Here is a 9,173-nt window from a genome sequence, read left to right as displayed (position 1 = left end):
CCAGCGCGATCTCCTTGCCGATGCCACTGGCCGCGCCGGTCACTACGGCGACTTTTCCTTGCAGGTCACTCATCGTTCAGTCCTCCACGTTCGGGTTCAGGGTCACACATCTGTCAGCATTCATTTCGCGAGGTAGTCGTGCACCACTTCGCCCAGGCCGAGCGTCAGGTCGGCAATCACGTGACGCGCGCCGACGATTTCGAGCACCGGCAGATCGGCGACCGGCGCAAGCGCGTGCGGCGCAAGCGCCAGCGACGCCGGGCCGCTCCATGCGCCCTTCACCGTGATGTCTTCGAGGTAGTAGCGGACGAGTTCGCAGATCCGCGGCGAACCGTCGACGTGCGGGATGATCTTCAGCAGGAAGTTCGGCGCGGCGAGTTTCTTCCCCTGTTCCGCGGGGTCGAGTTCCTTGTGCTTGTAGCCCATCGTGCCGGTCGCGACGCGCACCGGACCGTAGTCGAGCGTGCCGACCAGCGTGTCCGTATGCGTCTCCAGCGTCGGCGCGGCGAGCTTCTTGGGAAAGCCCCACAGTTCGCGTCCGCCGGCGATCGGCGGATGGTCGTTCAGGTACATCGCGTGGGTATAACCGCCGGCAACGCCCTCGTATTCGACCGGGATCACCTGGCCGCTTTCGGTGTAGTCGCCGAATCCGGTCGAATCGGGCATCCGGATGAACTCATAGTTCACGAGCGGCTCGGTGACCTTCAGCGGCTCCGGCACGACTTCTCGCAGCCGATCCAGATCGGTGCGGTACGTGATGATGAAAAATTCACGGTGTACGAAACGGTACGGCCCCATCGGAAAGGCAGGGCTCGTGAGCGGCATGGCGAACGCCCGGGACACCACGGAATCGATTTTCATTGAATTCCTTTCTGGAATCGAAAGCTGCCGCGGAATTCGCGGCAGCAGTCAGGTTACGATCGAAACGATGCGCAGGAATCGACCGGCGGATGAGACAGGCACAAACGCGAAGGCTGCAGTGCCATGGTCAAGGAAAACTTAACAAAATTCATCTTGTGATGAATTATATCGACTGGATTCTGCCTCCGGGAGCCAGCGAAGCAGAAATTGCGTTCAAGAAAACAGTATTGCGGAATGTGCAATACCAGACAGGGAATCCACTTCAACACGAGATGTCCCGCGGTAGCGGAACTCATTGCGGAGACATCCCCGGGTCTCTCCGCCGCATCAACACGTGCCCCAAATGGCGGATATCAGTTCTTCGCCAGTTCAGACTGGAGCGCATCGAGCAGGCGCGGATCGTCCGCCGTCACGTCCGGCGCGAAGCGTCCGGCGACACGTCCGTCCCGGGCAACGAGAAATTTCTCGAAGTTCCACAGCACGTCCGGAGCCGGGTTCGGTTCGATGCCATAACCCTTGAGCCGGTCGCGGAACGGACCGTCCCCGGTCGCGGCGGGACGCTCTCCCGTCAGCACCCGGTAAAGCGGGTGCCGGTCGTCGCCGGCGACCGAAATTTTAGAGAACAGCGGGAACGTCACGTCGTACGTCGTGCTGCAAAAGGCCTTGATTTCCGCGTCGGTGCCCGGCTCCTGGCCCTTGAAGTTGTTCGCCGGAAAACCGAGGACTTCAAGACCTTGCGCGCGCTTATCCGCATACAGCCTTTCAAGCGCTTCGTACTGCGGCGTCAGTCCGCACTTCGACGCAACGTTGACCACGAGCAGCACCTTGCCGCGAAATGCGCCGAGCGTCAGCGTCTCGCCATCGATGGATGCCACCGGAATGTCGTAAAGGGTCTGGCTCGTCATGCGGACTCCCGAGGAGGAAACGGTTGATGCGTCGAGGCTCCCGGGCCATCGGCCCCGGACTGCCCATCGCTCCCGCAGACGCTACACCATTCATGGCGTTCCCGCTTGCGAACGCGCACCGCGCACGGGGCCCGGGCTTCAAGCCCGCGCAACGGGCACAGGCACGATCGGCGACGCCGCTCAGGAAGAGGGGGACGCCTGACCGAGCATGCCGAGTGCCGATGCAAGTACCGTGCGCTTGAATACGGCAGGACGACCGGGAAGCGACGAAAAGGCGGCCAGCACATGACTGTACGAAACCGTCTTGCTGATCGCGTTCACCAGCATCCAGTAGACCACTTCCGGATCGTTGCTGGCCAGTTCACCCGATTTCATCGCATCCTTCAGGAGCGGAAGAAATACGTCGTGATACGGACGCACCAGCCGTTCGATCAGAAAAACGAGGCGCTCGCCGTGCTCCACCGCGGCCGTCGAGAAGAACAGGCCGATGTCGGGCTCGTTGAAAACCCGGTCGATGAAGATCACCAGCGCCTGCTCGACCCGCTGACGTCTGCCCAGATCAGACCGGCGCAGTTCCGCCGTCGCCCGGATCATCGGGGCAGCCTGCTCGGCGATCTGCCCGACAACCGCACTCCACAACTCTTCCTTCGAGCCGAAGTAATGCGCCATCAACGCCGGATCGACGCCCGCGTCGCGGGCGATCTCGCGTACGCTGGTCGCATCGAACCCACGTCTTGCAAACACCTGCCGGGCGCTTTTCAGCAGTGCGTCGGTATCGACCATTGCGCTACGCGCCGGCCGGCCGCGCGCACGCCGTTCGCTGGACGTAGGTGCCGGATGTACGGAGAGGGCTGCCATCTTTTTTCGTTCCGGGGTTCGATGCGCGGTGAAATATCCGGGAAGTTTACCCCACTTTGCCGGGCATCCTTTCATGACGTAATCTCCCACGATTGACAACAAGGACCGGCCTCAACTAGCATATCAAAATTCATCGCCTGTTGAATATATCGATCGGGACGTTTGCCAGGCCTATGCGCGGCGGGGACGGCCAGTCATGGCGGCATACGTATCGCCGGAACAGCATGCGCCGCCCGTTTTTGCCGGTTCGGACGCACGCGATCGCGAAAGGATTTCCCATAAAGGACAAACAGCATGCCTGCGCAATACGTCAATGCGTGGCGACAGACGGTGGCGGCACTCGGCTACGCACGTGCCGGCCGTCTGGCGGGTGAAGCCGTTACTGTTACCCCGAAACAGGCGGGAGAAGTGGGCCGGCACGGCCATATGACACCGAGCATCCACATCCTCGACAGACCCAGCCCCAGGCTGATTGCCGTTTCATGGAGCGATCCGTGTTCAGGTCATTACGGGTATCAGGTCTGGCGGGCATCAAAGGCAGCCTGCGCCGGCAGGTGCGCGCTGAGCGGCCGCCCTGTTCATCCCGGCGACCTGATCTACAGGCCGGACGCCCGCCTGCGACGTCCGGGCAACGCCGACGCCGTGATCGTGGCCTCGTCCGTCGACGCAGCCCTGGACAGATAGGAGCCCATATCAGGACCGGCTCCTCGCCGACGACCGGCGACCTGCCTTCAGGGGCATACCCGCATTGCCTGTCCCGCGCCGGGCAGGCGGACACAAACCGGATCGCGCCGTGACGGACCTGAAGTCCATCACGCGACAACCATTTCCATGACTCAAGAATCCGACACCCCGGACTCCGCTCCGGGTGCGCCCGTTCAGCATCCGCCACTCAAGGGCGGCCAGCTTGTCGTCGCCACCATCGTGGTGGCCCTCGCCACCTTCATGTCGGTGCTCGACACGTCGATTGCCAATGTCGCGGTTCCCAACCTTTCCGGAAATCTCGGCGTATCCGTCGATGAAGGCACCTGGGTCATCACGATCTTCGCCGCCGCCAACGCCGTCTCCATTCCGCTGACCGGCTGGCTCACCCAGCGCATCGGCCAGATCCGGCTCTTCGTCGGGTCGGTCCTGATGTTCACCCTGGCGTCGTGGCTCTGCGGCGTCGCGCCGAGCCTGCCGTTCCTGCTGGCGGCCCGCGTGCTGCAAGGCGTCGTTGCCGGCCCGCTGATCCCGTTGTCCCAGGCCGTCCTGTTGAGCTCCTATCCCCGGGACAAGTCCGGGACGGCACTGGCGCTATGGGCGATGACCGCAACGGTCGGCCCGATCGCGGGACCACTGCTCGGCGGATGGATCACGGACAGCTATAGCTGGTCGTGGATCTTCTACGTCAACATCCCGATCGGCCTCGTCGTGGCAAGCGTCATCTGGGCAATCTACCGTCACCGCGAAACGCCGACGAAGCAGCTTCCTATCGACGTGGTCGGCCTGCTGCTGCTCATCGCGTGGGTGGGATCGCTGCAGGTCATGCTCGACAAGGGTCGCGACCTCGACTGGTTCTCGTCGCCGTTCATCAGCGGACTCGGTATCGCCGCGCTGATCAGCTTCGCCTTCTTTCTCGTCTGGGAATTGACGGAACCCAACCCGGTGGTCGACCTGACGCTCTTCGCCCGACGTAATTTCTCGGGCGGCACGGTGGCGGTATCGATTTCCTACGCCCTCTATTTCGGCAACCTCGTGCTGCTGCCGCAATGGATGCAGGAGTACCTCGGGTACCGCGCATTCGACGCAGGTCTCGTCACCGCACCGGTCGGCATCTTCGCCGTCATCCTGTCGCCGTTCATGGGGCGGGCGCTGCGCCACGTGGATGCGCGCATCTTTGCCACGCTGGCATTTTTCGGATTTGCCGCGATCTTTTACGTGCGCTCGGAGTACACGGCCGACGTCGACGTGATGCACCTCGCGCTGCCGACCCTGCTGCAGGGCCTGCCCACCGTACTCTGGTTCGTGCCGCTCGTCTCCATCATCATGTCCGGCCTGCCGCCCGAGCGCATCGCGGCGGCGGCGGGGCTCTCCAATTTCGTGCGGATCTTCTGCGGCGCGGTCGGCACATCCATCGCCGGCACCATATGGAACAACCGGACCATCCTGCACCATGAACGGCTCACCGAGCAGGCGAACGTCGACAATCCGCTTTTCCGGCAGTCAATCGGTTCAACCGAATCATTGCTGCATCTTGATACACCGTCGGCACATGCGCTGTTCAATTCGACGGTGGACAGCCAGGCGGCCGTCATGGGCCTCGACGATTTCTTCTACATCTCCACGTTCATATTCATCCTCATCATCCCGCTGATCTGGATTACGCGCCCGGTGAAAGGCGCAGGCAGTCAGGATGCGGCAGGCGGCGGGCACTGACGGCCGCCTCAGCTACCCGGCCCGTCCGAAGCGCAATACGTTCGTCCGCCGGATAGGTTCGCCCCAAGACAGGTAGCCGGACCGAAAGCCGGCATCGGCTTCCGGCCTGTCGAGCTGGATTGGGCCCGGCACTTCAACGTGCCGGGGTCGGGGCGATCGCCCCAGAGCGTGAACGCATGGCAACGCTCGCGGCAACCGCCACGACCACTCATCACCGGATCAGGAATTTATCCCGGTTGGGCGCGTCCTTGATCCAGGCCGGCGGCTTGCCCCGTCCGGACCATTCCTTGCCGGACTCCGGATCGCGATACTTGGGGGCAACAGGGCGACCTGCACCGCTTGCCGCCGTCTTCGCGCGACGACCGGCCAGTTCATCCAACCCGATCCGATAGTCGACGAGTTTCTGCCGGATCTCGGCAATCACGCCCGCCCGCTCCGTGTCGCGCGCCTGCTGAATTTCCGCTTCCAGCCTTTCCCGCTGGGCCAGCAGTTCCCGGTATGTCGCCATCGCTCAGTTCCTCGCTCGATCAATTGTTTGGATAACGTATCAATTCCAGAATATTCACTGCCGGCGACCTCAATCCAGCCGAATCGACGAACGCAGCCGCGAGTTGAGCCGGTCGACCAGCCAGAGCAAACCGCCGCGCCAGAATCCGTAAAGCCGCGCCTGGTGACTGCGATACAGCATGACGTGACTGAACTGGGCAAGACGTCCGCGAATCGTGGCGCCCTTGAACAGGCCGAACTTGCCCAGCGAGCCGTAGGCGTCGTAATCGCCCAGCGAAACCAGCGATCCGAAATCCCGGTACGCGAAAGCCGGAACGCTCTCGCCGCGCAGCACGGCGCCCGGCAGGTAGCGGATCAGATGCTGCGCGTGCTGATGGGCAACCTGGGCCGTCGGCGGCAACGGTCGTTCGGCGCCGGGCAGCGTCAGGCTCGAGCAGTCGCCGAGGGCGTAAATGTCCGGGTCGAGGGTAGTCCGCAGCGAAGGCTGGACCACGAGCTGGTTCCCGCGCGTCACTTCCAGACCGTCCAGATTCGCAAGGAACGCGGGTGCCTTGACACCGGCGGCCCAGACCTTCAGGGAAGCCGGTATCTGCCGCCCATCCCCGAGCACAAATCCGTCGGCATTCGCCGCGTTCACGCGCGTATCCGTGAGCACCTTGATACCCAGCGATTCCAGCCGCGTACGCGTCGCCGCCGAAATGTCCTGCGGGAAAGCCGCCAGCAGCCGCGAACCGCTCTCGATCAGCGTGATCGTGATGCGTGCGGCAAGCCCCTCGGCACCATAGGCCACGGCGGCCTCAGTAAGCTGCACCAGTTCGGCGGCCAGCTCCACCCCGGTCGCGCCGCCTCCGACGATCGCGATCGACAGTTCGCCGTCCTGCGCCAGGCACTGGAGCATGCGGATGCGAATCTCGCGATTGAACGCATCCGCCTGAAGACGCGAGTCGATCCTGAAACAGTGTTCCTGCACCCCGGGCGTGCCGAAATCGTTCGCCTCGCTGCCCACCGCGATGACCAGCGTGTCGTAGCCTATCCGGCGTGCCGGTATCAGCAGGCGCCCGTCCTGCGCGTACAACGGCGCCAGCAGCAGTTCGCGCGCGGTCCGGTCGAGGCCGCTCAACTCCCCGGGCTGATAGGCGAACCCCGCGTCGCGCGCCTGCGCAAGATAGGTGGTCTGCTGCTGCGAAATATCGCTCGTGCCGGCCGCAATGGTGTGAAGCATGGGCTTCCACACATGGGCCGAATCACGGTCGACAAGCGTGATCGCCGGCGCGTTCCTGCGTTTGCGCCAACGCCGCCCAAGCGTCGTGGCAACCTCCAGACCGGCGACGCCGCCCCCCACAATGACGATCCGCTTCGATTGCTCGATATTTCCCATTGAACGGCACCCCTGGCTAAGCTGCAAATACGTCTTCCCGTCCGGTTTTCAGTACGGAGTCGGAACGTGGCAGGACATTAAATTGGCGAACGCGCAGGATTCGGACACTACCCGGCATGACCGCGCAGACTTCCCTCGATATCGGCCAGATAGGCAGCCATCACCCGCGGTATTTCCTGCAGGAAGAAGCCAACGCCTTCGGGCGCAATCTGAAAGGCCATATGCACGGTTCCCGCGGCAATCGAATGCAGCATGGTGGCGTAAGCCTGCCGCGCGGCCGGTTCGACTTGTGGCAGACGGGCATCAAGCACGCGCCTGACCGTGTGAACGAAATCGGCGTCATCTTCCGGCTGGGTCCGGCCGTGCATCAGCGGCAGGAAGTCCGCATGGTGCTGCAGATATTCGACATAGGGCGTGACCAGTCGCCCGATTGCCTCCGCCGCGGAGAGTTGCCGCCAGACGGAAGCCGGTACCGCATTGAGGACACACCCGATCTCACGGGTTGCCGCGACATGCCGGTCAACCAGCGCCTGCAGCAAACTATCGCGATCGGGAAAAAAGTAGTACATCGAACCGATCGACGTCTGCGCCCGCCGGGCCACCCCGTGCATCGTCACGCCGGCCAACCCCTCTTCGGCGATCACCCGGGCGGCGGCATCGAGAATCACGTCGACCCTCGCCTGCCCCCGCGTCTGCCTGGGCGCCCGGGCAACGACAGCCAGGTGCCCTTCGACACTTGCCGCCGGAACTTGCTGCTCGCCTCCCGATTCCCCTCTTGCGCCCATCCGCCCTCTCCCGCACCGGTTTGACTGCCCTGCCCGAAGCAGGACAAAACTAGACAAGTTCGTCGAGTTTAATAATAATAGACGACTTCGTCTAGTTTTTTGAAGGCCGTTCGTCCCTGGTATCCGCATTGCGGAAACCATCGGCTGTTGCCATGCAACCTTCGCCCGTCCGAATGTCTGCGGGCGCATGGCTCGCGTGAATATGCCGACGCGGTCCACACCGGCCTTTGCGATCACCCCGATACGCTCGCGCGCGTTGCAATGACAACAACGCGCGCCGATTCTTGCCGGCGAATGCCCGTAGAGGCGGATTGACGAGCCGGAAACCGGCTCAACTGCGCCGCCGATTTCCGGCCGGGTCGTCCACGCCCGGATAACGCCGCGTCATGGTCGTCCGTTCCGCACGCGAGTGAAAACCGTCTCGTGGGACTGGAAAGCATGGCCCGCCCCGCCGGCCCGTCAGGGTTTGACAATAGACGCGTACCGTTCCGGCGTCAGTTAACTTCGGGTAAAAAAAGGCCCGCCGAAGCGAGCCTTTTCCAGGAGTCCTGGGTATCGGATCATTGCGCGTGCCGCCGCCTGTCCATTTCCGCCTCAAGCCCAGTCCTCGCGACCGGGCCGTCTGTTTTCTCCGGCAAGCAAGACACATCACCGCCCAGCCGCATTCATCGCCTCGACCACTTCGAGCGCCCCGCCGACCATCTCGCGCAACGTGGGCTCGACCTGCTGCGCGAGCGCGGGCAGGTAATCGAACGGCGCCTGCTCGCTCATGTAGGTGGACTGGCACATTTCGAGCTGGATCGCGTGGATGCCGTCCTGCGGCGCTCCGAACTGCCGCGTGATGTAGCCGCCCTTGAAGCGCCCGTTCGCCACCCAGCTAAAGCCGCTCGCCGCCGCCGCGCGCACGGCCGCCGCCTCGACCGGCGCCGCGGCCGTGCGGCCGTCCTGCGTGCCGAGATTCAGGTCGGGCAGCTTGTTCTCGAAGAGCCTAGGCAGCACGCTCGCGATCGAATGCGCCTCCCATAGCAGAACGTTCGCGTACGCCGCGCGCAGGCGCTGGAGCTCCGCGTGCAGCGCGTCGTGATACGGCTGCCAGTAGGTCGCAACGCGACGCGTCCGCTCGGCGGCATCGGGCACGCGGCCTTCGCGATAAAGCGGCTCGCCGCGAAACGTCTCGGTCGGACACAACGATGTGGTCGTCTGCCCCGGATACAGGCTCTCGTCGTTCGGCGGCCGGTTCAGGTCGATCACGTAGCGCGAAACGCGCGCGCCGAGGATCGTCGCGCCCAGCGACTTCGCGAACGCATAGAGGCGATCGAGATGCCAGTCGGTGTCGGCGACGCTCAGCGCGGCGTCCGTATACGCGTCGCGCAGCGACTCGGGGAGGCGCGTGCCGAGATGCGGAATCGAAACGATCAGCGGCGCCGGGCCGCGTTCGAGCGAAAAGAGGTCGGTCATGAC

General features: G+C 63.7%; 9 protein-coding genes. 2 read left to right on the top strand and 7 right to left on the bottom strand.

Translation table 11 applies throughout. The features are described from left to right. Positions 1-120: 120 nt before the first annotated feature. The 3 genes from CY652_RS22570 to CY652_RS22560 form a co-directional block, all read right to left on the bottom strand. Positions 121-861 carry an acetoacetate decarboxylase gene (locus CY652_RS22570; protein WP_102132941.1) on the bottom strand — a complete coding sequence of 247 codons (741 nt, stop codon included), beginning with the start codon at positions 859-861 and terminating at the stop codon, positions 121-123. Positions 862-1,214: 353 nt separating this feature from the next. After that, complete coding sequence (locus CY652_RS22565; RefSeq protein WP_102132940.1) at positions 1,215-1,766, bottom strand: glutathione peroxidase; 552 nt, start codon at positions 1,764-1,766, stop codon at positions 1,215-1,217. A 180-nt stretch (positions 1,767-1,946) separates the two neighbouring features. Next, the gene (locus CY652_RS22560) at positions 1,947-2,549 is read right to left on the bottom strand and encodes a TetR/AcrR family transcriptional regulator (RefSeq protein WP_374703689.1); all 603 of its coding nucleotides are present in this window, start codon (positions 2,547-2,549) and stop codon (positions 1,947-1,949) included. A gap of 369 nt (positions 2,550-2,918) precedes the next feature. On the opposite strand from CY652_RS22560, the gene CY652_RS22555 reads away from it, so the two are divergent. After that, positions 2,919-3,308: a DUF3331 domain-containing protein gene (locus CY652_RS22555; protein WP_102132938.1), complete on the top strand. Its 390-nt coding sequence runs from the start codon at positions 2,919-2,921 to the stop codon at positions 3,306-3,308. A gap of 147 nt (positions 3,309-3,455) precedes the next feature. Beyond that, positions 3,456-5,042 carry a DHA2 family efflux MFS transporter permease subunit gene (locus CY652_RS22550; protein ID WP_102132937.1) on the top strand — a complete coding sequence of 529 codons (1,587 nt, stop codon included), beginning with the start codon at positions 3,456-3,458 and terminating at the stop codon, positions 5,040-5,042. Positions 5,043-5,253: 211 nt separating this feature from the next. Here the strand turns inward: CY652_RS22550 and CY652_RS22545 are convergent, their stop codons facing one another. The 4 genes from CY652_RS22545 to hutG all read right to left on the bottom strand — a co-directional run bounded on the left by CY652_RS22545 (position 5,254) and on the right by hutG (position 9,170). Next, positions 5,254-5,550: an H-NS histone family protein gene (locus CY652_RS22545; RefSeq protein ID WP_102132936.1), complete on the bottom strand. Its 297-nt coding sequence runs from the start codon at positions 5,548-5,550 to the stop codon at positions 5,254-5,256. Positions 5,551-5,619: 69 nt separating this feature from the next. Continuing rightward, positions 5,620-6,927: an NAD(P)/FAD-dependent oxidoreductase gene (locus CY652_RS22540; RefSeq protein WP_102132935.1), complete on the bottom strand. Its 1,308-nt coding sequence runs from the start codon at positions 6,925-6,927 to the stop codon at positions 5,620-5,622. Positions 6,928-7,034: 107 nt separating this feature from the next. Then, positions 7,035-7,595, bottom strand: a complete 561-nt coding sequence (locus tag CY652_RS22535; RefSeq protein ID WP_258002419.1) for a TetR/AcrR family transcriptional regulator — start codon at positions 7,593-7,595, stop codon at positions 7,035-7,037. Positions 7,596-8,360: 765 nt separating this feature from the next. After that, a complete protein-coding gene (hutG, locus tag CY652_RS22530) occupies positions 8,361-9,170 on the bottom strand; it encodes an N-formylglutamate deformylase (protein ID WP_102132933.1) in 810 nt (269 codons plus the stop codon). Positions 9,171-9,173: the final 3 nt, after the last annotated feature.

It is taken from the genome of Burkholderia sp. WAC0059, assembly GCF_002870125.1.
Classification (GTDB): domain Bacteria; phylum Pseudomonadota; class Gammaproteobacteria; order Burkholderiales; family Burkholderiaceae; genus Paraburkholderia.
Note: the sequence above shows the minus strand (reverse complement) of the source record. Positions and strands in the feature narration are given on the sequence as shown.

Coding starts and splice junctions, on each gene's coding strand:
- CY652_RS22570 (WP_102132941.1), bottom strand. CDS start 861: ATGAAAATCGATTCCGTGGTGTCCCGGGCGTTCGCCATGCCGCTCACG.
- CY652_RS22565 (WP_102132940.1), bottom strand. CDS start 1,766: ATGACGAGCCAGACCCTTTACGACATTCCGGTGGCATCCATCGATGGC.
- CY652_RS22560 (WP_374703689.1), bottom strand. CDS start 2,549: ATGGTCGATACCGACGCACTGCTGAAAAGCGCCCGGCAGGTGTTTGCA.
- CY652_RS22555 (WP_102132938.1), top strand. CDS start 2,919: ATGCCTGCGCAATACGTCAATGCGTGGCGACAGACGGTGGCGGCACTC.
- CY652_RS22550 (WP_102132937.1), top strand. CDS start 3,456: ATGACTCAAGAATCCGACACCCCGGACTCCGCTCCGGGTGCGCCCGTT.
- CY652_RS22545 (WP_102132936.1), bottom strand. CDS start 5,550: ATGGCGACATACCGGGAACTGCTGGCCCAGCGGGAAAGGCTGGAAGCG.
- CY652_RS22540 (WP_102132935.1), bottom strand. CDS start 6,927: ATGGGAAATATCGAGCAATCGAAGCGGATCGTCATTGTGGGGGGCGGC.
- hutG (WP_102132933.1), bottom strand. CDS start 9,170: ATGACCGACCTCTTTTCGCTCGAACGCGGCCCGGCGCCGCTGATCGTT.